Origin of the sequence: Kitasatospora sp. NPDC058444, assembly GCF_042721415.1 — a bacterium.
Classification (GTDB): domain Bacteria; phylum Actinomycetota; class Actinomycetes; order Streptomycetales; family Streptomycetaceae; genus Kitasatospora.
Genome location: NZ_JBHXLL010000004.1, coordinates 254,695 through 276,321, shown reverse-complemented (window position 1 = coordinate 276,321; position 21,627 = coordinate 254,695). Strand labels below are relative to the sequence as shown.

General features: G+C 73.5%; 18 protein-coding genes and 1 riboswitch. Of the genes, 12 read left to right on the top strand and 6 right to left on the bottom strand.

Annotated elements, in window-relative coordinates:
- Positions 1–16 precede the first annotated feature (16 nt).
- The 5 genes from ACFWP2_RS07565 (at position 17) to ACFWP2_RS07545 (ending at position 6,665) form a co-directional block, all read left to right on the top strand.
- Positions 17–997, top strand: coding sequence for an ABC transporter permease (locus tag ACFWP2_RS07565; protein WP_380449319.1), 981 nt, complete (start codon positions 17–19; stop codon positions 995–997).
- Between the two features lie 72 nt (positions 998–1,069).
- Positions 1,070–2,830, top strand: coding sequence for an ABC transporter substrate-binding protein (locus tag ACFWP2_RS07560; RefSeq protein WP_380449318.1), 1,761 nt, complete (start codon positions 1,070–1,072; stop codon positions 2,828–2,830).
- A gap of 223 nt (positions 2,831–3,053) precedes the next feature.
- Positions 3,054–4,046, top strand: a complete 993-nt coding sequence (locus tag ACFWP2_RS07555; RefSeq protein WP_359901642.1) for an ABC transporter permease — start codon at positions 3,054–3,056, stop codon at positions 4,044–4,046.
- A 104-nt stretch (positions 4,047–4,150) separates the two neighbouring features.
- Positions 4,151–5,866, top strand: a complete 1,716-nt coding sequence (locus ACFWP2_RS07550) for a dipeptide ABC transporter ATP-binding protein (protein ID WP_380449317.1) — start codon at positions 4,151–4,153, stop codon at positions 5,864–5,866.
- 235 nt (positions 5,867–6,101) lie between these two features.
- Entirely contained in the window at positions 6,102–6,665 is a 564-nt protein-coding gene (locus ACFWP2_RS07545) for an EF-hand domain-containing protein (protein ID WP_380449316.1), read from the top strand.
- A gap of 134 nt (positions 6,666–6,799) precedes the next feature.
- Here the strand turns inward: ACFWP2_RS07545 and ACFWP2_RS07540 are convergent, their stop codons facing one another.
- On the bottom strand, positions 6,800–7,930 hold the full coding sequence (locus tag ACFWP2_RS07540; RefSeq protein WP_380449315.1) for an EamA family transporter: 1,131 nt from the start codon (positions 7,928–7,930) through the stop codon (positions 6,800–6,802).
- A gap of 131 nt (positions 7,931–8,061) precedes the next feature.
- Between ACFWP2_RS07540 and ACFWP2_RS07535 the strand changes: the two genes are divergently transcribed.
- The 6 genes from ACFWP2_RS07535 (at position 8,062) to ACFWP2_RS07510 (ending at position 12,634) form a co-directional block, all read left to right on the top strand.
- The gene (locus tag ACFWP2_RS07535) at positions 8,062–8,493 is read left to right on the top strand and encodes a gamma-glutamylcyclotransferase family protein (protein ID WP_380449314.1); all 432 of its coding nucleotides are present in this window, start codon (positions 8,062–8,064) and stop codon (positions 8,491–8,493) included.
- Positions 8,494–8,588: 95 nt separating this feature from the next.
- Entirely contained in the window at positions 8,589–9,890 is a 1,302-nt protein-coding gene (gene cbiE / locus ACFWP2_RS07530; protein WP_380449313.1) for a precorrin-6y C5,15-methyltransferase (decarboxylating) subunit CbiE, read from the top strand.
- Positions 9,887–10,648 (top strand): precorrin-4 C(11)-methyltransferase, encoded by a 762-nt coding sequence (gene cobM / locus ACFWP2_RS07525; protein WP_380449312.1) that lies wholly within the window; start codon positions 9,887–9,889, stop codon positions 10,646–10,648. Before cbiE ends, cobM begins: the two co-directional genes overlap by 4 nt.
- Positions 10,645–11,385, top strand: coding sequence for a cobalt-precorrin-6A reductase (locus tag ACFWP2_RS07520; RefSeq protein ID WP_380449311.1), 741 nt, complete (start codon positions 10,645–10,647; stop codon positions 11,383–11,385). Before cobM ends, ACFWP2_RS07520 begins: the two co-directional genes overlap by 4 nt.
- Before the next feature lie 156 nt (positions 11,386–11,541).
- Positions 11,542–12,045, top strand: coding sequence for a DinB family protein (locus tag ACFWP2_RS07515; protein WP_380449310.1), 504 nt, complete (start codon positions 11,542–11,544; stop codon positions 12,043–12,045).
- A gap of 82 nt (positions 12,046–12,127) precedes the next feature.
- Positions 12,128–12,634, top strand: coding sequence for a protein phosphatase (locus ACFWP2_RS07510; RefSeq protein WP_380449309.1), 507 nt, complete (start codon positions 12,128–12,130; stop codon positions 12,632–12,634).
- 25 nt (positions 12,635–12,659) lie between these two features.
- Here ACFWP2_RS07510 and ACFWP2_RS07505 read toward each other — a convergent pair whose 3' ends face one another.
- Both ACFWP2_RS07505 and ACFWP2_RS07500 read right to left on the bottom strand, forming a co-directional pair.
- A complete protein-coding gene (locus ACFWP2_RS07505) occupies positions 12,660–14,189 on the bottom strand; it encodes a UDP-N-acetylglucosamine 1-carboxyvinyltransferase (protein ID WP_380449308.1) in 1,530 nt (509 codons plus the stop codon).
- 146 nt (positions 14,190–14,335) lie between these two features.
- On the bottom strand, positions 14,336–15,562 hold the full coding sequence (locus tag ACFWP2_RS07500; protein WP_380449307.1) for a cobalt-precorrin-5B (C(1))-methyltransferase: 1,227 nt from the start codon (positions 15,560–15,562) through the stop codon (positions 14,336–14,338).
- A gap of 329 nt (positions 15,563–15,891) precedes the next feature.
- Here ACFWP2_RS07500 and ACFWP2_RS07495 point away from each other — a divergent pair, with 329 nt between their 5' ends.
- Complete coding sequence (locus ACFWP2_RS07495; RefSeq protein ID WP_380449306.1) at positions 15,892–17,631, top strand: TIGR03767 family metallophosphoesterase; 1,740 nt, start codon at positions 15,892–15,894, stop codon at positions 17,629–17,631.
- Positions 17,632–17,749: 118 nt separating this feature from the next.
- Here ACFWP2_RS07495 and ACFWP2_RS07490 read toward each other — a convergent pair whose 3' ends face one another.
- Genes ACFWP2_RS07490 through ACFWP2_RS07480 form a run of 3 tightly spaced genes read right to left on the bottom strand, consistent with a single transcriptional unit; the run spans position 17,750 to position 21,254 of the window.
- Complete coding sequence (locus ACFWP2_RS07490) at positions 17,750–19,267, bottom strand: precorrin-2 C(20)-methyltransferase (RefSeq protein WP_380449305.1); 1,518 nt, start codon at positions 19,265–19,267, stop codon at positions 17,750–17,752.
- 8 nt (positions 19,268–19,275) lie between these two features.
- A complete protein-coding gene (locus tag ACFWP2_RS07485; protein WP_360338504.1) occupies positions 19,276–19,902 on the bottom strand; it encodes a precorrin-8X methylmutase in 627 nt (208 codons plus the stop codon).
- Entirely contained in the window at positions 19,899–21,254 is a 1,356-nt protein-coding gene (locus ACFWP2_RS07480) for a cobalamin biosynthesis protein CobG (RefSeq protein WP_380449304.1), read from the bottom strand. The genes ACFWP2_RS07485 and ACFWP2_RS07480 overlap by 4 nt, the downstream gene beginning before the upstream one ends.
- 270 nt (positions 21,255–21,524) lie before the next feature.
- A riboswitch (cobalamin riboswitch) is annotated at positions 21,525–21,611 on the top strand.
- Positions 21,612–21,627 lie beyond the last annotated feature (16 nt).

The following is a 21,627-nucleotide window of genomic DNA, read 5'->3' as shown; positions in this document are numbered from 1 at the left end:
TCGGAGGTTACGCCTCATGGCCGTGGTCGACACCGTCCCAGGCACCGCGGCCGGGCCCGTGCCCGCCGCCGACCCCGGCCTGCTCCGCCGGATCCTGCGGGACCGGACCGGCGCCGCCGCCCTGGCGGTGGTGGTGCTGTTCCTGCTGCTCGCCCTCGGCGCCCCGCTGGTGGCCGCGCTGTACGGGAAGAACCCGGTCGACCACTACGGCCAGAACGCTCCGGGCCTGCTCAGCGACGGCGGCCTGCCGATGCTGCCGAACGGCGGGATCTCCGGGGACTTCTGGTTCGGCCTGGAGCCCGGCCTCGGCCGGGACGTCTTCACCCAGCTGCTGTACGGCATCCGCACCTCGCTGCTGATCGCCTTCGCGTCCGCCGCCGTGACCACCACGCTGGGCGTGCTGGTCGGCGTCGCGGTCGGCTACCTGGGCGGGATCACCGACCGGCTGTTCGGATTCCTCGCGAATGTACTGCTGGCCTTTCCGACGCTGCTCCTGCTGCTCGCGCTCAGCCCGGTGATCCAGTCCCGGCTGGTCGACCCGGGCACCGCGGAACCGGAGTGGATGCAGTTCCTGGTGCTGATCCTGGTTTTCTCGGCGTTCGGCTGGATTCCGCTCGCGCTTTCCCTGCGGGCCACCGTCCGCTCGCTCCGGGAAAGGGATTTCGTGCAGTCCGCACGGGCCCAGGGCGCCAGCCGATTCCATGTCGTCGTCCACGAACTTCTGCCGAATGTTCGCTCGCAGCTGCTGGTGCACGCCACCATGGCGGTGCCGACCTTCGTCGCCTCCGAGGCCGCGCTGTCGTTCCTCGGCGTCGGCGTCACCGAGCCGGTCCCGGACTGGGGGCGGATGATCGCCCGCGGCTCCGAGGTCTTCCAGGCCGACCCCACCTACATGGTGTTCCCCGGCGTGGCGCTGCTGCTGTTCGTCATCGCCTTCAACCTGCTGGGCGACGCCGTCCGGGACGCACTGGACCCGCGCACCGGCTCCGCCCGCTGAAACCCTCACCCCTCCCATCCCTCGACCCGAACCCGTCCCGGCACGATCCGCCGGGACAAGGAGAGATTCGCCATGCGCTGGACCAGACCGTCCCTCGCCGTCATCGCCACCGCCCTGCTGGCGACCTCCTGCTCGGCCGGCGCGGGCAGCACCACCGGCTCCGGCGGCGGCGCCGGGGCCTCCGCCAAGGAGACCTCCCCGCTGACCGCCGTACTGGGCAGCGAGCAGGAGAGCGTCGGCCCGGCCCCGGCCGTCCCCGGCGCCCGCGCGGGCGGCACGGTGAACGTGTACAACAGCGTGGAGTTCCGCCACCTCGACCCGCAGAAGGTCTACGCGGGCGCCACCTACAACGCCTCGCTGCTCTGGGGCCGCCAGCTGACCCAGTACCAGGTCGTCGACGGCAAGGCCAAGCTGGTCGGCGACCTGGCCACCGACACCGGCACCCCCGCCGACGGCGGCCGCACCTGGACGTACCGGCTCAAGGCGGGCGTCGCCTGGGAGGACGGGCAGCCGATCACCTCCCAGGACGTCAAGTACGGCATCGAGCGCACCTTCGGGAAGGGCTACGAGGTCGGCCCGCCGTACTGGCCGCAGTGGCTCACCGGCGAGGCCAGCTACGAGGCGGCGCGCGCCAAGTACGCGGGCCCGCAGGCCGGCGACCTGGACGCGATCGAGACCCCGGACGAGCGCACCATCGTCTTCCACTTCCCGCAGCCGCAGGCCGACGTCCCGTACATGGCCGCGCAGTCCTCCTCCTCGCCGGTGCGCCGGGACAAGGACACCGGGACGGACTACGACCGCCTGCCGTTCGCCACCGGCCCGTACCGGATCGTCGAGCACGTCCAGAACACCCGCATGGTGCTGGAGCGCAACCCGGCCTGGAAGCCCGAATCCGACCCGATCCGCAGCCAGTACCCGGAGAAGTTCGTCTTCACGTACGGCAAGGAGGCGCTCAACCTCAACCAGGAGATCCTCTCCGGGCGGGACGGCGGCGCCAACGCCACCACCGCGGCCGACACCCTCTCCGCCGAGCTGTACCAGACCACCGACACCGACCCGAAGGCCAAGGAACTGGTGGTCTCCGGGCGGCAGGGCGCCTTCGTCACCCAGCTGGTGATCAACAACGAGCGGGTGCCGGACGTCGAGGTCCGCAAGGCCCTGCACCTTGCCTACCCGCGCCAGCAGGCCCGCCAGGTCCAGGGCGGCGCCCGGACCGGCGAGCTGGCCACCACGCTCAGCTCGCCCGCGCTGATCGACTACCAGAAGTACGACCTCTACCCGGTCAAGCCCGAGGGCGACCCGGAGGCCGCCAAGGCCGCGCTCGCCAAGGCCGGTCAGGCACCCGGGAGCCTGACCTACGCCTACAAGAACACCCCGACCGGGCAGCGCGTCGCGCAGGTGCTGGTCGAGGGCTTCGGCAAGGCCGGGATCACCGTCGTGCCCAAGCCGGTCGACCCCAAGGCCTTCCTGGACGAGGTGCACCGCGCCGACTCCCCGTACGACCTGTTCGAGGAGACCAGCTCGGTCGACTGGCCGACCCCGTCCACCCTCGTCCCGTTCTCCTTCGACGGCCGGGCCGGCAGCGACATCAACTCCGCGCGCTACCGCAAGCCGGAGGTCGACAAGGAGATCGACCGGATCAACCAGATCGGCGAACCGCGCGCGAAGGCCAAGGAGCTGTACGCGCTGGAGCAGACCGTGATGAAGGACGTGCCGGTGCTGCCGTTCGCCTACCCGACGGTCAACCAGCTGCGCGGCAGCAACGTCGGCGGGGCGTTCATCCACCCGATCTACGGGACCGTCTCGCTGGCCTGGCTGTACCTGAAGTCCTGAGTGCCGGGGCCCGCTCACGCTCCCGTTCGCCGTGTTCCTCGCGTTCGCCGCGTTTGCCGCATCTGCTGCATTCCTCGCGTTCCACGCGTTCCACGGCGGGGCGAGGGCGGGCCCCTGCTGCCTCGTCCTTCCGGTTCCTTCTTCGGCCGTCTGCGTCCTTCCGCCTTCCTCCGCCTCCTGACGCCTCGCTCCGCCTCCCCGTCACGTCGACCCCGGATCGGCCATGCTCTCCTTCGTCCTGCGGCGGACCGCCCAGGCCCTCGCGGTCCTGGTCGCGGTCTCCGCCGCCGCCTTCGCCCTCTTCTACGCCGCGCCCGCCGACCCGGCCCGCGCCGCCTGCGGCCCGCGCTGCGACAGCGGGCAGGTCGCGGCGGTACGCCAGAGCATGGGCCTGGACCAGCCGCTGCTCACCCAGTACACCGACTACCTGGTCGGCGTGGTCGCCGGGCGGGACATCGGCGACGTGGACGGTTCGACCATCCACTGCGACGCCCCCTGCCTCGGCTACTCCTACCGGCTGCACCAGCCCGTCACCGAGGCGCTGGCCGACCACCTGCCCGTCACCCTCTCGCTGACCGCCGGGGCGCTCGCCGTCCTGCTGGTGTTCGGCCTCGGCACCGGGTTCGTCTCCGCGCTGCGGCACGGGCGGCGCACCGACCGGCTTCTCTCCGGCTTCACCCTGGTCGGCGCGAGCGTGCAGATCTACTTCCTCGGGTACGTCGCGCAGTGGCTGCTGGTGTACTCCACCGGGCTGCTGCCGCTGCCGTCCTACACCCCGCCGGCCGAGGACCCGGCCGCCTGGGCGGGCGGGATGCTGCTCCCCTGGTTCGTCCTCGGCTTCGTCAACTCGGCGGTTTTCGCCCGTCTTTCGCGCTCGCAGCTGCTGGAGACGATGAACGAGGAGTACGTCCGCACGGCCCGCGGCAAGGGCCTCGGACGGCTGCGCGCCCACCTCAAGTACACCTCGCGCGGCGCCGCCGGGCCGCTGGTGCAGCTGATCGGGCTGGAGGCCGGGGTGCTGCTCGGCGGAGCCGTGATCACCGAGACGGTGTTCGGGCTGAACGGGGTCGGGCGGTTCGCCGCGGAGGCCGTCGCCGGGCAGGACCTGCCCGCCGTGGTCGGCGCGGTGCTGCTGGCCGCCTGCTTCATGGTGCTGTTCGTCGCGCTGGCCGACCTCGCGGTCGCCTGGCTCGACCCGCGTGTGCGGCTGAGCTGATGGGGAGTCCTTCGATGAAATCCACCCTGCCGGGGGACGGCGTGCGGACCGCGGATGCCCGGGGCGCCGCCGCCGGACGGAGCAGTACGGAAGCGCGGAGCGGTATGGAAGCACGGGGCGCTTCGGAAGCGCGGGACACTGCGGCGAAGGCCGCCGAACCCGTGCTGAGCGTCCGCGATCTGACCGTCGCCTTCGCCGACCCGCGCGGCGGCGCACCGGTGACCGCCGTCCGGAACCTCTCCTTCGACCTCGCGCCGGGTGAAGTCCTGGGCCTGGTCGGCGAGTCGGGCTCCGGCAAGTCGACCGTCGGGCTCGCCGTCCTCGGCCTGCACGACCCGCGCACCACCACCGTCACCGGCTCGATCCGGCTGGGCGGCCAGGAGATCGTCGGTGCCGAGGAGTCCGCGCTGCGCGGGGTCCGGGGCGGAAGGGCCGCCCTGGTCTTCCAGGACGCGCTCACCTCGCTCAGCCCCTTCCACGCCGTGGGCGCCCAGCTCGCCGAGATGTACCGGCTGCACCATCCGGGTGCGGGCCGCGCCGAGGCCGGCCGGCGGGCGGCCGAGATGCTCGACCGGGTCGGCATCGCGGCGGCCCGGACACGCGACTACCCGCACCAGTTCTCCGGCGGCATGCGCCAGCGCGTGATGATCGCGATGGCGCTGATGAACGACCCCCAGCTGCTCATCGCGGACGAGCCGACCACCGCCCTGGACGCCCGGGTCCAGCGGCAAGTCCTCGACCTGCTCGGCGAGTTGCAGCGCGAGCACGGGACGGCGGTGCTGCTGGTCAGCCACGACCTGGGCGTGGTCGCCGGGACGACGGACCGCACGCTGGTGCTGCGCGGCGGAGTCGCGATCGAGTCCGCGACGACCGCCGAGCTGCTGACCGCACCGCGCGAGCCGTACACCCGGGCGCTGGTGGGCGCGGCACTCCGGCTGGACTCGGTGCCCGGCACCGCCCTGCCGACGGTCGACGAGCCGGCGCCGTCGCGGACGTTCCGGCCGCGGACCGTCGAGCGTCCCGAGCGGTGGCTGGTCGAGGTGGACGACCTGTCCGTGCACTTCCCGGGGCGCCGAAGTCTCGCCGGGCACGGGCGCTTCCCCGGGCTGCGGGCCGAACCGGTCCGGGCGGTCGAGGGCGTCGGTCTGCGGATCGCCCCCGGTGAGACGCTCGGGCTGGTCGGCGAGTCCGGCTCGGGGAAGTCCACCACCGCACGGGTCCTGGCCGGACTGCAACGGCCCACCGGCGGAAGGGTGTTGTACGACGGCCAGGACGTCACCCGGCCGGACCGGGAGCTGCGCAAGCGGCTCAGCCGGGAGATCCAGCTGGTCTTCCAGGACCCGTACGCCTCGCTCAACCCGCGCCGGACCATCGGCCGGACCCTGGACACCCCGCTGCGCCTGCACACCTCACTGGGCCCGGCCGAACGGCGGGAGCGCTCCGTCGAGCTGCTGGAGCAGGTCGGGCTGGAGGCCGGGCACCTGGACCGCTACCCGCACGAGTTCTCCGGCGGGCAGCGCCAACGGATCGGCATCGCCCGGGCACTGGCCCCGCAGCCGCGCCTGATCATCGCCGACGAGCCGGTCTCCGCGCTCGACGTGTCGGTGCAGGCCCAGGTGCTCAACCTGCTGATGGAGCTGCGCGAACGGCTCGGCGTCGCCTTCCTGTTCGTCTCCCACGACCTCGCGGTGGTGCGGCACTTCTGCGACCGGGTGGCGGTGATGCACCGGGGCCGGCTGGTCGAGTCCACCGACCGGGACCGGCTGTTCGAGGCGCCGCACACCGACTACACGAGGGAGCTGCTGGCGGCGGTGCACTGAGCCGGCCGAGGCGTCCAGGGGGCCGGGCCGGCCGGACGGCGGGTGGCAGGGTGGCCCGGTGCCTCGTGGGAGTGACCGGGTGGGTCGTGCGGGTGCGGCCGAATGGGTGGCGTAGGAGTGAACGGGCAGGTCGTTCGCCCTTCGTTCGGCTGCGCCGGTCCGGCTCAAGGCGCTAGCGTGCAGGCGATGTGACGTAGGAGACCCGGGCAAGGAATCACCAACCGAGGGGGCACATTTGTCGGATGACCTGCTCATCGCAAAGATCAACCACGGCTTCGATCACCTCGACGCCGACGGAGACGGCCTGCTCACCGAGCGGGACCACGTCCTGATGGGACTCTCGGTGGCCCGCTCGCTCGGCCACCAGGAAGGCTCCGAGGCGGAGGCGGTGATAGTCCGCGCCTACCTGACGACCTGGCACGACCTGCACCTCGCCCGGCTGCCCGCCGGCACCGAGGCGATCACCCGCCAGCAGTTCGTCACCTCGACCGGCGCACTCGCCGACGACCCCGAGGCCGCGCGCGACATCCTCGGCGCGCTCGCCGAGGCCTTCCTCGCCGTCGCCGACGCCGACCGCAGCGGGACGGTGGACGCCGGTGAGTTCTTCGTCTTCCAGCGCGGCCACTTCGTCGGCCTCTCCCGCGACGACGCCGACGAGGCCTTCCGCCACCTCGACACCGACGGCGACGGCGTGCTCTCCGCAGCCGAGTTCACCACCGCGATCATCGAGTACTGGACCAGCCGCGACCCGGACGCGCCCGGCAACTGGTGGACGGGCAAGCCGCCGTACGCCTTCTGAGCCGCACCTCGGGCGGCCCGCCCCTCCCCCGTGAGCCGGAAGCGCGGGGGCGGGCCGCCGTGAAGCGTCGTGCACCTCGTGCACCTCGTGGAGGTCCTGGACGTTGAGTCCGGGGGGGTGGTGGTGAGCCGGGCTCACCTACGGGTGGCCGGCTCCTGTGCCGAATCCTGTGCCGAACGGGCCGGACTCCCGCCGCGCGACGAACGACCCGAGCCCCGGCTGACGCTCACCACCAGGCAGACACCCGCCACCACGATCGCGCCGCCCGCGAGGGTCGGGCCGGTCAGCGGTTCGGCCAGGATCAGCCAGCCCAGCAGCACCGCGACCACCGGGTTCACATAGGCGTAGGTGCCCACCAGGGTCAGCGGGGCGGAGCGCAGCAGCCAGGCGTACGCGGTGAACGCGAGCAGCGAGCCGAACATCACCAGGTAGGCGAGGGCCACCCAGGAGCGGCCGGAGATCGCCCCGAGGTCCAGCCCGTGGTGCTCACCACGGCCCAGTCCGACCAGCAGGTCGGCGGTTCCGCCGGCCAGCATCTGGTAGGCGCTCGCGGCCAGCACGTTGCCGGGCATCGGGATCTTCTTGGTCACGAAGGAGCCGGTCGCCCAGAGCAGGGTGGCGACGATGATCATGATCACCCCGGCCGGCTCTATCGACCCGCCGATCGCGGGAGCCGACAGCACACCGAGGCCGACCAGTCCGAGCAGCACCCCGCCCAGCTCGGCGGCCCTCGGGCGCTCGCCGCCGACCGCCGTGAGCACCACCATCCACAGCGGGACCGCGGCCACCAGCAGGGCGGCCAGACCGGAGGGGACGGAGGTCTCGCCCAGGACCACCAGTCCGTTGCCGCCCGTCAGCAGCAGCAGGCCGACCAGGGCGGCGGAGGCCAGCTGCCGCCCGGTCACCTTCAGGCCGGCCGGACCCTGGCGCACCAGGAGGTAGCCGACCAGCAGCAGGCCCGCGACGAGGAAGCGGGCGGCGGCGGAGAGGAAGGAGGGCATCGTCTCCACCGCGACCCGGATCGCGAGGTAGGTCGAGCCCCAGACGATGTAGACCACGAGGAGGGCCAGCCAGACCGCGCCGCCGAGGCGGGGGGCGCGGGCGGGCGCCGCCTTGGCCTTGACCGTGGCCTCGGTGGTGGCCGCGGCGTCGGTGGTGGCGGTGGTGGCCGCGGCGGTGGTGGCCGCGGCGGTGGTGGCGCTGGGAACGTCTGGGGCCGAGCCGGAGGTCGAGGCCGGCTGGGAGGGTGAAGCGGGCGATGTCATGGGTGTCCCCCTTGGACGGTGCTGGCCGAACATCCGACATGACAGCGCATGGACGCCCGGTGCGCCAGTCGGTATCGGAAGCCGGACCGCAGGACGTACGGTGGGCGGTCCCCAGCAAGGAGGTCGCACCCGTGCCCGCATCCGAGGAGGCCCTGCCGTTCTTCGTGTACGGCACCCTGCGCAGCGGCGGCCGCAACCATGCCGTCCACCTGGCCGGACGCTGCGCCGACATCCGGCCGGCCGCCCTGGAGGGCGCCGCGCTGCACGAGGGCCCCGGATTCCCGTACGCGCTGCCCGATCCGGCGCCCGGACGCCGGATCCTGGGGGAGCTCGTCACCGTACGCCCGGGCGCGTACGCCGGAGCCCTGGAGGCGCTGGACCGGCTGGAGGACTGCCGGGCGGACGGGACCGGGCTGTACGTGCGGCGGCGGATGGTGGTCCGGACGGCGGCGGGCGAGCCGCGGGAGGCCTGGGTCTACCTCGCCGGGCCGAGAGCCGAGGCGCGGCTGCGGGAGCGGCCGGCGCTGATCGAGTCGGGGGACTGGGGGACGGGCGAGGGGTGAGGGGTGAGAGGCATCGGCGGACGGACTGCCAGGTAGGCTGCCCCGGCTAGTCAGATTTCCCACTCATTGGCCTGTCGACCGACGAGGAGCCACCGGTGCCCGAGCTGCCACCCCCGATCACCGTCGTCGGGATCGGGGCGGACGGCTGGCCCGGCCTCGCCACCGGCTCCCGGGCCGCGCTGCGGGAGGCCGAGACGGTCGTCGGCGGCCCCCGCCAGCTGGACCTGCTCCCCCGCGACGAGGTCACCGCCGAGCGCGTCCCCTGGCCGTCCCCGCTGCGCCCCGCCGTCCCCGGACTGCTCGCCGCCCACGCCGGCCGCCGCATCGCCGTCCTGGCCAGCGGCGATCCGATGTTCTACGGCATCGGCCGCACCCTCGCCGAGACCGTCGGCGCCGAACGCCTGCGCGTCCTGCCGCACCCCTCCTCCGTCTCCTACGCCTGCGCCCGGCTCGGCTGGCCGCTGGAGGCCACCGAGGTGGTCAGCCTGGTCGGCCGACCGCTGGACACCCTCTCCCTCGCCCTCCACCCCGGCCGCCGCCTGCTGGTGCTCAGCGCCGACGCCGCGACCCCGGCCGCCGTCGCCGAACTGCTCACCGCCCGCGGCTACGGCGATGCCCGCCTGCGGGTGCTCGAACAGCTCGGCGCCCCCGCCGAACGCCACCTCGACGGCCCCGCCGACGGCTGGCCGCACCCGCCCGGCGACCCGCTCAACGTCATCGCCGTCGACCTCGGCGACGGCCCCCGCACCTCCCTCGTCCCCGGCCTGCCCGACGCCGCGTACGAGAGCGACGGCCAGCTCACCAAGCGCCACGTCCGCGCCGCGACCCTCGCCACGCTGGCCCCCTCCCCCGGCGAGCTGCTCTGGGACGTCGGCGGCGGCTCCGGCTCGATCGCCATCGAGTGGCTGCGCGCCCACCGCGACTGCCGGGCCGTCACCATCGAGCGCGACCCGGTGCGGGCCGAACGGATCGCCCGCAACGCCGCCGCGCTCGGGGTGCCCCGACTCCGCGTGGTGACCGGCCCCGCCCCCGACGCGCTCACCGAACTCCCCGCCCCCGACGCCGTGTTCATCGGCGGCGGCCTCACCGCGCCCGGCCTGCTGGACGCCTGCTGGACCGCACTGCGCCCCGGCGGCCGGATCGTCGCCAACACCGTGACGCTGGAGTCCGAGGCGCTGCTCACCGAGTGGTACCGGCGCCACGGCGGGGAACTCGTCAAGCTCGCCGTCGCCCACGCCGTCCCGGTGGGCGGCTTCACCGGGTGGCGCCAGGCCATGCCCGTCACCCAGTGGTCGGCCGTCAAACCCGACGACGAGCCCAATGACGAGCCCGACGGCGAGCCCGCCGGTGAGCCCGACACCCGCACGCCCGAAACCCCCCAGGAGAACGCCTCGTGACCGTCCACTTCATCGGAGCCGGCCCGGGCGCCGCCGACCTGATCACCCTGCGCGGCCAGCGCATCCTGGCCCGTGCCGAGGTCTGCCTGTACGCGGGCAGCCTGGTCCCGCGCGAGCTGATGGACGAGTGCCCGCCCGGCGCCCGCCTGATCGACACCGCGCAGCTCAACCTGGACCAGATCACCGCCGAGCTGGTCGCCGCGCACGAGGCCGGCCAGGACGTGGCCCGGCTGCACTCCGGCGACCCGTCCGTCTTCTCCGCCGTCGCCGAGCAGATGCGCCGCCTGGACGCGGCCGGCGTGCCGTACGAGGTGGTCCCCGGCGTGCCCGCCTTCGCCGCCGCCGCGGCCGCGCTGAAGCGGGAACTGACCATCCCGACCGTCGGCCAGACCGTCATCCTCACCCGGATCGCCAAGCGCGCCACCCCCATGCCCGAGGGCGAGGACCTCGCCACCCTCGGCCGCAGCGGCGCCCTGCTGGTCCTGCACCTGGCCGCCGGGTACGTGGACGACGTGGTCGAGCAGCTGCTCCCGCACTACGGCGCCGACTGCCCGGCCGCCGTGGTCGCGATGGCCAGCCGCCCCGACGAGCTGGTGCTGCGCGGCACCGTCGGCGACATCGCCGAGCAGGTCAAGGCGGCGGGCGTGGTCCGCACCGCCGTCATCATCGTCGGCCGCACGCTGGCCGCCGAGCAGTTCCGCGACAGCCACCTCTACTCGGCGCAGCGCGAGCGCCCGCACGAGCCCTGCGGGGCATGATGCGGCACGTCCTGATCCTCGGCGGGACCACCGAAGGGCGGACCCTGGCCGCCGAACTCGCCCCGACCACGCACCGGGTCACCAGTTCGCTGGCCGGCCGGGTCGCCCAACCCCGGCTGCCCGCCGGGGAGGTGCGGATCGGCGGCTTCGGCGGACCGGCAGGCCTGGCCCACTGGATGCACACGGAGCAGGTGGACGCGGTGGTGGACGCCACCCACCCGTTCGCCGCCGTCATCTCCCGGAACGCCGCCATCGCGGCCGCCGCCACCGGCATCCCCCTGCTGGTGCTGCGCCGCCCCGGCTTCACCCGCGTCGACGGCGACCACTGGCTCCCCGTCCCCTCCCTCGCCGCGGCGGCCGAGCTGCTGCCCCGGCGCGGCGAGCGGGTCTTCCTCACCACCGGTCGGCAGAGCGTCGCCGCCTTCGCCCACCTCGACGGGTGCCACTTCATCGCCCGCTCGGTGGACCCGCCCGAGCCCCCGCTGCCGCCCTCGTTCGAAGTCCTGCTGGACCGCGGCCCGTTCACGATCGAGGGCGAGGAGGCACTGCTGCGCAGGCACGACATCGACGTCCTGGTCACCAAGGACAGCGGCGGCGCCGCGACCGCCCCCAAACTGACCGCCGCCCGCGGACTCAGGCTGCCCGTCATCATCGTCGAGCGTCCGCCCGCCCCGGACGGCGTGCCGGTCGAACCCGACGTCCCGGGCGCGCTGCGCTGGCTGGAGCAACTGCGGTAGGACACGCGGCGACTACGGTTCCCCACCCCTGACCGCGGACATCGCCTCGGACATCGCCTCGGCCGACGCCGGGCCGGGGCTCACCCCTCGGGGCCCCCTGCGCGGGCCCCGGAGAAATCGCGGGCGGGCCTGGCGGACGGCGGGCAGGATGGTCCGATGACTGATGACCAGCGCACCCAGACCCCTCGTACCGCCGACGAACGCGCCACCCTGGCAGGGTTCCTGGACTACCAGCGCGACACCCTCGCGATGAAGTGCGCGGGGCTCACCGCGGAGCAGCTCCGCGCCCGCGTGCTGGAACCCTCCGGGCTCTCCCTGCTCGGGCTGGTCCGCCACCTCGCCGAGGTGGAGCGCAGCTGGTTCCGCAACGTCCTCAACAAGGAGGAGCGGCCCGGTTTCTGGAAGAATCCGGACGGTTCCTTCGCGGAGTTCGACGCCGACAACGCCGACCCCGACGAGGCCTTCGCGATCTGGCGCCGCGAGTGCGACCACGCCAGGGAACTCGTGGCCGCCGCGGAGTCGTTGGACGTCCTGGGCCACCACGGCGACGAGGTCTTCTCGCTCCGCTGGATCCTCACCCACATGATCGAGGAGTACGCCCGCCACAACGGCCACGCCGATCTCCTCCGCGAGCACCTCGACGGCACCACCGGCGAGTAGCACCGGAGGGCCCCGACAGGACCGGCACAGGGCGGGAACAGGGCAGGAACAGCAGCACCGGCAGCGAGGGAGCGAGCAGGACGTGCGGACCCGCCAGAAGGAACGAGGCACCCCCGGTCCGGCCGAGCCGTGGAACGAGATCGTCCCCGGGCTCTGGATGGGCGGGCACCACTTCACCCCGCCCGGTGGCGAGCTGGAACTCGCGGTCGTGGGGGCCGAGTTCGACCTGGTGGTCAGCCTGTTCACGCGCCCCGGGCACGGCCCGGCGCCGGGGGTGGAGCACATCGTCCGGGAGGTGCCCGACGCCCCGCTCGCCCCCGGTCAGCTGCTCGCCGTCCAGGAGGCTGCCGAGCTCACCGCGGCGGCTGTCCGCCGGGGCCGACGGACGCTGGTGCGCTGCCACTCGGGGTACAACCGCTCGGGCCTGATGGTGGCTCAGGCGCTGGTCGGCCTCGGCTTCGAGAGCGGCGAGGCGGTCCGGCTGGTCCGGGAGCGGCGCTCGCCCTGGGCACTGAACAGCCCGGTGTTCGTGGACTACCTGAACACCGGGCTGGAGGTTGCCGTGCTGCTGACCGGCCTCAACGGGTGAGGCCGGTCAGCGGTATGACGGACCGTCAGATGTCGCGGAAGGTCTCGATCTGGGCGCCGATGGAGTTCAGGCGCTCGGCGAGGTCCTCGTAGCCGCGGTTGATGACGTAGACGTTGCGCAGCACCGAGGTGCCCTTGGCGGCGAGCATGGCGAGCAGGATGACCACCGCGGGGCGCAGGGCCGGCGGGCACATCATCTCGGCGGCGCGCCAGCGGGTGGGGCCCTGGACCAGCACGCGGTGCGGGTCGAGGAGCTTGACGTCGGCGCCGAGGCGGGTCAGCTCGGTCAGGTAGATCGCCCGGTTGTCGTACACCCAGTCGTGGATCATCGTGGTGCCGTGCGCGGCCGCGGCGATGGCGGCGAAGAACGGCACGTTGTCGATGTTGATGCCGGGGAACGGCATCGGGTGGATGGTGTCGATCGGCGCGGTCAGCTTGGACGGGCGCACCGTGAGGTCGACCAGCCGGGTGTGACCATTGTGGGCCCGGTACTCGGGGGTGCGGTCGTAGTCGAGGCCCATGCCCTCCAGCACGGCGAGCTCGATCTCCAGGAACTCGATCGGCACCCGGCGGATGGTCAGCTCGGAGGAGGTGACGACGGCGGCGGCCAGCAGGCTCATCGCCTCCACCGGGTCCTCGGCCGGGGTGTAGTCGACGTCGCAGGTGATCTCCGGGACGCCGTGCACGGTGAGGGTGGTGGTGCCGATGCCCTCGATCTTCACGCCCAGCTTCTCCAGGAAGAAGCAGAGGTCCTGGACCATGTAGTTGGGCGAGGCGTTGCGGATGACGCTGACGCCGTCGTGCCGGGCGGCGGCCAGCAGGGCGTTCTCGGTGACGGTGTCCCCGCGCTCGGTCAGGACGATCGGGCGGTCCATCGGGGCGCCCGGCTCGACCGAGGCGTGGTAGGCGCCGCCGGTCGTGGCGACCTCCAGGCCGAATCGGCGCAGCGCGGTCAGGTGGGGCTGCACGGTGCGGGTGCCGAGGTCGCAGCCACCCGCGTACGGGATGGCGAAGCGCTGGGCGCGGTGCATCAGCGGGCCGAGGAACATCAGCACGCTGCGGGTGCGTCGGGCCGCCTCGACGTCCATCGCCGCGATGTCCAGCTCGGCGGGCGGGGTGAGTTCGAGGTCGCGGCCGTCGTTGATCCAGCGGCTCTTGACGCCGATGCTGGTGAGCACCTCGAGGATGCGGTAGACCTCCTCGATCCGCGCGACGCTGCGGATCGTGGTGCGGCCGGTGGTCAGCAGCGAGGCGCAGAGGATCGCCACGCAGGCGTTCTTGCTGCTGCGGACGTCGATCGCGCCGGAGAGCCGGGTGCCGCCGGCGACGCGCAGGTGCATCGGTCCGGAGTAGCCGAGGGAGACGATCTCGCTGTCGAGGGCTTCGCCGATGCGGGCGATCATCTCAAGGCTGACGTTCTGCTTGCCCTGTTCGATGCGGTTGACCGCGCTCTGGCTGGTTCCGAGGGCCTCTCCGAGCTGCGCCTGGGACCAGCCGCGGTGCTGGCGCGCGGTACGGATGAGGGTGCCGATACGGGTGAGGTAGTCGCCTGTCACTCGCCAGACGATATCTCATGGTTGAGATGGCGACAGAACGGGGGGCCCGCACACTGCTCCATTTGTCCGTTTCTCGCCCCGTATCGGCGTCAGTTCTTCACATCACCAGGTGAGGTTGTCGCACGGCGATGACAGTCGTGACATTGTCACGGCCCGAGCGGCTCCGCCCGGCCGACGACGGTGCCCGCGCGGTCGATGCAGATGACGTCCACCGCGACCGGCGAGCCCAGCAGCACGCCGAGCGCCGTCGCCCGGGCCGCCTCGGCGACCAGGTCCCCGAGCGGCACCCCGGCCGCCCGGCACAACTGCACCGCCTCCAGTGCGGTGTTGGCGCCCGCGACCGCCCCGGCCAGCGCCTCGTCGGCCCCGCCCCGGCGGGCCAGGTCGGCCAGGTAGCCCTTGTCGACCTGGGAGCGCGCCGAGTGGAGGTCGAGGTGGCCGGCCGCGAGCTTGGACAGCTTGGCGAAGCCGCCCGCGATGGTCAGCCGGGGCACCGGGTGGCGCTTGAGGTACTTGAGCACGGCGCCGGCGAAGTCGCCCATGTCCAGCAGCGCGTCCTCGGGCAGCCCGTGCTCCGCCACCGCGACCTTCTCCGAGGTCGACCCGGTGCAGCCGGCCACGTGGGTGCGCCCCGCCGCCCGGGCCACGTCCACCCCGCGGCGGATCGAGTCGATCCAGGCCGAGCACGAGTAGGGGACGACCACCCCGGTCGTACCGAGGATGGACAGGCCGCCGAGGATGCCGAGCCGGGGGTTCCAGGTGGAGCGGGCGATCTCCTCGCCGTGGTCGACCGAGATCTCCACCACCACGTCCCCGCTGCCACCGTGCGCGGCCGCCACCTCGGCGACGGCGTCCCGGATCATCTGCCGGGGCACCGGGTTGATCGCGGGCTCACCGACCGGCAGGGGCAGACCGGCCTTGGTGACCGTCCCCACCCCGGGACCGGCCCGGAACACCACTCCCGCACCGGGCTCGCCGGGCCGCACGGTCGCGCGGATCAGCGCGCCGTGGGTGACGTCGGGGTCGTCGCCCGCGTCCTTGACCACCCCGGCCATGGCGGCGAGGCGCCTGTGCGGGCCGGCCGCACCCTCCGTACCGACCGGCTCCGTGTCACCGACCGGCCCCGCGCCACCGCCCGGCTCGCCGCCCACGGTCAGTTCCTCGGCGGCGAGGGCGAAGGCGGGCTGCTGGCCCTTGGGCAGGGTGATGACGACCGGGTCCGGGAACTCGCCGGTGAGCAGCGCGGTGTACGCGGCCTTGGTGGCCGCGGTGGCACAGGCGCCCGTCGTCCAGCCGGGCCGCAGGCCGCTGCTCTTCAGCTGACCGGCCCGGCCTCCCGCTCCGGCTCCCGCCTCGGCTCCCGCTGCGACCACCTGCGCCCCGTTTCCGACGGCGCCCGCGCCGTCCTGCTCCGCTCCGGCGGCCGCACCGGCCGTCGCCGCCGATTTTCCCTCACCGGGCCGAGTGGGGCCCGACCGGGGTGGCGGCGCCCGCATCGTGCGGGGCGCGACGGAATCTCGTGCACGAGCTGCGGAGGAGCGCCGCCCCGCGTTCCCGAAGAGTTCGCTGCACGGGCCTCGCCCCCCGCCCCTACCAGTGAGTAATCTGGCGGTCCGCCAGAAGCGGGTTCATGACAGACGTGAGCCCGGCCGGGGTCGACGAGCCCCGCCGGGCCATCAGCATGGGGGTTTTTGTGGCAGGGATGAGTCGGCGTACGTTCCTCACCGGTACGTCGGTGGCCGCCGCCTGGTCGGCCTTGTCGCTGGGCGGCGCGCAGTTCGCCTCGGCGGCGACGCGCGACCAGGCGCTGGCGACGACGGCCGCACGGGCGGTAACGATCACCGGGACCACGCTGGAGCAGGTGGCCACCCCGGTCGGCACCGGCGGCTACAAGCGGCTGACGGCCGGACCGGGCTGGCCGCTGATGGTGCGCGGCGACCTCGCGTCGCCCACCACCGGACGGGACGACCGCCGCACCGGCCTCGCCAGCTTCGTCCAGTTCAGCGACCTGCACCTGGTGGACACCGAGTCCCCGGTGCGCTTCGAGTACCTGGCCAAGTTCAACGGCAGCGCGTACCGGCCGCAGGAGGCCCTCAACGCCCGCGGCGTCTCGGCCCTCGTCGAGCGGGTCAACTCGCTCGCCGGCGGCCCCTACACCGGGATGCCGTTCAGCATGGTGATGGCCACCGGCGACAACACCGACAACCACGAGCTCGCCGAACTCGACTGGTACCTCAAGGTCATGGGCGGCGGCCGACTGGCCCAGAGCACCGGTGACCCCAGCCGCTACGAGGGCGTGCAGAACTCCGGCAACTCCGCCTACTGGAACCCCGAACTCTCCTACACCGACGGCTACAAGGCGAAGGGCTTCCCGCAGATACCCGGCTTCCTGTCCGCCGCCGGCCGCCCCTTCGACGCGCCGGGCCTGCGCACGCCCTGGTACACCACGGTCGGCAACCACGACGACAGCATCGAGGGCACGCTGCCGGACTTCGGGCTGCTGAACGACCTGTACACCGGCCGGTACAAGCTGGAGGGCTGCGACGACGCCACGGCCGCCCAGCTGATGGACTCGCTGCGCCGCGACCCGGCGGGCGCCGTGCTGCTGCTGGCGAAGCTGATCGCCAGCGGTGACCTGGTGCGCGAGATCACCCCGGACGAGCGCCGCCGGCCGTTCACGCTCAAGGAGTTCGCCAAGGCCCACCTGAACCCGGCGGCCACCGGCGCCGGCCCGTACGGGCACGGGTTCACCTCGGACATGGTCAACAGCGGCAAGCTCTACTACACCTTCCGCATCTCGGAGAAGGTGGTCGGCATCAGCCTGGACACCACCAACCAGGCCGGGTTCGCCGACGGTTCGCTGGGCACCGCCCAACTGCGCTGGCTGGAGCAGCAGTTGAAGGCGCACAGCGGGCACTGGTACGACGCCGACGGGCGCCGGGTGACGGGCGGGAGCACGGACGAGCTGATCCTCGTCTTCAGCCACCACACCAGCGGCTCGATGGGCAACCTGCTGCCGGACCCGCGCAACATCTTCGAGGGGCGGCACGACGGCAACGAGCTGGTGGCGCTGCTCCAGCGCTACCCGAACGTGGTCGCGTGGGTGAACGGGCACACCCACGCGAACAAGATCACGCCGCACGGCCACGCGGTGCCGGAGCGGGCGTTCTGGGAGATCAACACCGCCTCGCACATCGACTACCCGCAGCACGGGCGGATCATCGAGATCGCGGACAACGGAGACGGCACGCTCTCGCTGTTCACCACGCTGATCGAGTCCTCCGCACCGTACGGGACGGACTTCGGCAGCGGCTCGGACGCCAACCTCGCGGCGCTCTACCGCGAGCTGTCGTACAACGACCCGAACGGGCGGGTGACGTCGCTGCTGGGCACGGGTGCGGACCACAACACGGAGCTGCTGATCACCAAGCCGACCCGGTAGCGGCCGGAGTCCGGCGCACGGGTGACAGACACCCGGTAACAGATGACGGCGAACGGATAACGGCGAACGGATGACAGCGAACAGATTTCATCATCTGTTCGCTGTCATCCGTCGTCCGTCACTCCTCCGGGTACCGCCGCGGCGTCCAGACGACCTCCACGCCGCCGCCCCGCTCGACCGCCCGGGTCTGCGAGGAGCCGATCAGCAGGATGGTCCGCATGTCGACCAGGGCCGGGTCCAGCTCGCCCAGCCGGACGATCCGCACCCGCTCGGTCGGGCCGCCGACGTCGCGGGCCATCACCACCGGGGTCTGCGGCGACCGGTACTCCAGCAGCAGGTCCCGGGCGAGCCCGACCTGGGTGGTCCGGGACTTCGAGCCCGGGTTGTACAGCGCGAGCACCAGGTCCGCCTCGGCCGCCGCACGCAGCCGCTTCGCCACCACGTCCCAGGGCTTGAGCCGGTCCGAGAGCGAGATCGTCGCGTAGTCGTGCCCGAGCGGGGCGCCGGCCCGGGAGGCGGCCGCGTGGGCGGCGGTCATCCCCGGCAGCACCCGGACCGGGACGTCCCGGTACGCCTCCTCGCAGGCGACCTCCAGCACCGCGGTGGCCATCGCGAACACGCCGGGGTCACCCGAGGAGACCACCGCGACGCGGTGCCCGCGCCGGGCGAGCTCCAGGGCGAACTCGGCACGCTCCGACTCCACCTTGTTGTCCGAGCCGTGCCGCCGCTGCCCCGGCCGCTCCGGCACCCGGTCCAGGTAGGTCGTGTAGCCGACCAGGTCGGTGGCCTCGGACAGCGCGCCGCGCGCCTCGGCGGTCAGCCAGAGGGGCCCGGCCGGCCCGGTGCCGACCACGGTCACGCTGCCGACGCCGTCCGACAGCCGGACCTCGGGCTCCAGCGGAGCGACCTTGCTCGGCAGTACCGCGACCGAGAAGTACGGCACCGTCTCCTCGTCGACCTCGGCGAGCGGCGCGACCCGCTCCCCGGCCATGAAGGCCCGCTCCACGTACTGCGCGTCCGCCAGCCGCCCCGCCCGCTCCAGGGCCCGGCGGACGGCCGGGAAGGTGCGCCCCAGCTTCATGATCACGGCCGAGTCGGCGGCCGCGATCCGCGCCGTCAGCTCCTCCTCGGGCAGCGTGCCGGGGATGACGGTGAGCGTCTCCTCGGCCTCGGTCAGCGGCTGTCCGAGCCGGGCGGCGGCCGCGCTGAGCGAGGTCACGCCCGGCACCACCTCGGTCGGGTAGCGGTGCGCGAGCCGCTTGTGCATGTGCTGGTAGGAGCCGTAGAAGAGCGGGTCGCCCTCGGCGAGGACCACCACGTCGCGCCCGGCGTCCAGGTGGGCGGCCAGCCGGGCGGCGGCCTCCTCGTAGAAGTCGTCCAGCGCGCCGCGGTAGCCGCCCGGGTGGTCGGTGGTCTCGACGGTGAGCGGGTAGACCAGCTTCTCCTCGACCTGGCCGCCCGTCAGGTACCGTTCGGCGATCGAGCGCGCGATGGACCGCCCGTGCCGGGCGCTGTGGTAGGCCACCACGTCGGCCTTGCCGATGAGCTCGGCGGCCCGGACGGTCACCAGCGACGGGTCGCCCGGGCCGAGCCCGACGCCGTACAGCCGACCGGTGGGGTTCTGCTGCTCCGTCACGTGCTCCGTCACTCTTCTTCGCTCGCAATCGCGTTGACGGCGGCGGCGGCGATCGCGCTGCCGCCGCGCCGGCCGCGCACCACCAGGTGCTCCAGGCCGGACGGGTGCTCGGCCAGGGCCTGCTTGGACTCGGCGGCGCCGATGAAGCCGACCGGGACGCCGATCACCGCGGCCGGTCGCGGTGCGCCCGCCTCGATCATCTCCAGCAGCCGGAACAGCGAGGTCGGCGCGTTGCCGACGGCGACCACCGCGCCCTCCAGGCGGGGCAGCCACAGCTCCATGGCGGCGGCGCTGCGGGTGTTGCCCATCTTCCGGGCGAGTTCGGGCACCGACGGGTCGGTGAGGGTGCAGATCACCTCGTTGTCGGCGGGCAGCCGCTTGCGGGTGACACCGCTCGCCACCATGTTGACGTCGCAGAGGATGGGCGCACCGGCGTGCAGCGCGGCGCGCGCGGAGGCGACCACGCCGGGCGAGTACACCAGGTCCTCGACCAGGTCGACCATTCCGCAGGCGTGGATCATCCGCACCGCGACCTGGGAGACGTCCGCCGGGAGGGCGGCCAGATCGGCCTCCGCGCGGATGGTGGCAAAGGACTGGCGGTAGATGGACGCGCCGTCCTTCTCGTACTCGATCACTTCGTGGTCCTCCTGGCCTCGGCGACCGCCTCGGCCATCTCCTCGTTCGTCACGTCGACGCCCGTCGCGTCCTTGACGGCCGGCGCGGCGGGGGCCGTCGCACCGGCTCCCGCCCCGTTCACCGTCACCCGGTAGCCGCGCCCTGTCGCGAGCACGTCCACCCACCGCCCGGCCGGGTGGCCGCAGCGCCGTTCACAGCCCGACCAGTGGACGGGCAGCCGGCCGGCGGGGCCGGCACCGGCTCCCGCGGCAGCATCACCTGCCGCCGTCCCACCGGAGTCCAGCGCCCGGGCCGCGTCCGTGCGGACGTCGGCCAGCGACTTGGCGCAGCCCGGCAGCCCGGTGCAGGCGGTGGCCCGCTCCCAGGCCGAGCCGGCTTCGGTGCGGAAGCCGGCCGCGGCGAGCACCGGCAGCCGGTCGGCCGGAGCGCCGGGCAGCACCGCCCCGCGCCAGGGGGTCAGCCGCAGCTCGCCGGCCGAGGCGTCGACCAGCGTCCGCCACTGCCCGGCGCTCGCCCGGCCGAAGCGCAGCCCCACCGAGAGGCCGCCGGGCAGCGCGCCGACGACGGGCGCGGCCCCGGTGAAGGCGGGCAGCGGCACCGAGCCGGCCGGCAGCAGTTCGGGGACCTCGCGCAGGTGCCAGGCCTTGCGCCCGTTGGTCCGCAGCGCCGCCAGGAAGGAGCGGGCCGCGTCCAGTACGGCCGTCACCTCCTGCCCGGCCTCGACCGGGTGCCCGTGGTCGTCGCGCCCGAGGCGCAGCAGCCGGGTGCCGCCCGGGCCTGCGATCAATGTCACATCGGCGTCGAGCGCGGCGACGTCGCCCCGCCCGTCGTCCAGCGCGAACAGGAACTTGCCGGAGAGTCCGGCGGCCCAGTCGCTCGCGCACAGCCGCGCGTCCAACTCCCGCACCCAGGCCTGCACATCGGCACTGCCGGGGGTCCCGGCGGCGTCCGGTCCGGCGGCCGGTCCGGCGGCCAGTCCGGCGGCCGGTGAGGCGACGATGTTGCGGACCCGCTCGTGGGTGTCGGAGGGCAGCAGTCCGACGGCGCGCAGCCGGTCGGCGAGCTCGGCCGCGCAGTGCGGGGCCAGGCCGCGCAGCTGGACGTTGCCGCGCGAGGTGGTCTCCAGTTCGCCGTCGCCGAGGGCCTCGGCCGCCTCGGCCAGCGCGAGGGCCTGACGGATCGTCAGCAGTCCGCCGGGCAGGCGGATCCGGGCGAGGGCGCCGTCGTCGGCCGCATGCAGACGAAGCGCTCCGGGACAGGCGTCCGCACGCCCCCGGTCGGGCACCTCCCGGTCGGGTCCTGCGGCGCCCGGCGCGGTGGCGTCGGGTGTCGGTGGCATGGCGGCGAGCATACAGATGATCCGATCGCTTGCCTCCGTCCGCTGCATCACACCCCGCCCTCGCCATCGGGCTCACCGGCACGCCCACCACGGACCTCACCGCCGGCCTCACCACCGGCCTCACCACCGGCGACGCCCGTGCCTCGGCACCGCGTCGCCGCCGCCCGGCCCCGCCCCGCGTGCCGGACGTCCGAAGCTCACCCTCCCCCAGGTCAGCCGTACCCCGTACGATGCTGACGGGCGGTCCCGACAGGCCGCCCACACGCCAGCGACGGCGCAGGGGAGGAAACCGGTGCGAACCCGGTGCGGTCCCGCCACTGTGACCGCGGTTCACCGGTAGATCCGGTCGGCCGCGGGAGCCAGGAACTCCTGCCGTCCTCCACCG